1 pseudogene is annotated in these 975 nt (G+C 76.1%); it reads right to left on the minus strand.

The annotated features are described in order from the left end of the window. Positions 1 to 390 precede the first annotated feature (390 nt). A pseudogene (gene scpB / locus FNQ90_RS24830) lies at positions 391 to 975 on the minus strand (SMC-Scp complex subunit ScpB); the annotation flags it as partial.

Consider the following 975-nt stretch of genomic DNA (forward strand, 5'->3'; position numbering starts at 1 on the left):
GTGTCGTCGCTCCTCCGGGCGGGGTTGACCGCCCCGGGGTTGGTTGCGGCCCCCGCCCGCCGAACCCCGCTTGTTCCGGTCACCGTTCCGGTCGCTGCTGCGCATCAGTCATCCGTCGTTTCTCGTGGGCCCGTGGGGCCTCGGACCGTCGGGCCCGGTGCCGGGCGGCGGGGGCGCGGCCGGCGGCTCGACCGGGTCCGTGGTCCCGGGGCCGCCGCCGTCCGCTCCCCCGCCGTCCGGGGTATCCGGCCCGACGGTGTCGGTCTCGTGCTCGCCCCCGCTCCCGATGTCCTCGTCGTCCGCGCCCGGGCCGGTTGGCCGGGGCACGTCGGTACCGGCTCCGGGGCGGTGCCCGGTGCCGACGCCGGGGACGACGTCGAGGTCGAGGGCCGACGCCACCGCTTCCGGGCTCTCGCCCTCGACCGCGTCCGCCTCCGGCAGGAGGGGCGCGAGCGGCGGCAACTCGTCCAGGTCCCGCATGCCCATGCGTTCCAGGAAGTAGTGCGTCGTCCGGTACAGGATCGCACCTGTTTCGGGTTCGGTGCCCGCCTCCTCGACCAGACCGCGCTGCAGGAGGGTCCGCATCACCCCGTCGCAGTTGACCCCGCGCACGGCGGAGACCCGGGATCGGCTGACCGGCTGCCGGTACGCGATCACGGCCAGTGTCTCCAGCGCGGCCCGGGTGAGGCGGGCGGTCCGCCCGCCGAGCACGAAGCGCTCCACCGCCGCGTCGTAGCCGGGGCGGGTGTAGAACCGCCAGCCACCGGCCACCTCCCGCAGTTCGAAGCCACGTCCCTGGCGGTCGTACTCGGCCGCGAGTTCGCGCAGCGCGCCGACCACGACGCGGTGGGGACGCTCGAGGACGGCCGCGAGGTGCCGGGCGGAGGCGGGTTCGTCGACGACCATGAGCACCGCCTCCAGGGCGGGGCGCAATTCGAGGTCGCCGGGAGCGGGTGCGGGGGACGGGTCCCCCGG

Source organism: Streptomyces alkaliphilus (assembly GCF_014141535.1).
GTDB lineage: Bacteria > Actinomycetota > Actinomycetes > Streptomycetales > Streptomycetaceae > Streptomyces > Streptomyces alkaliphilus.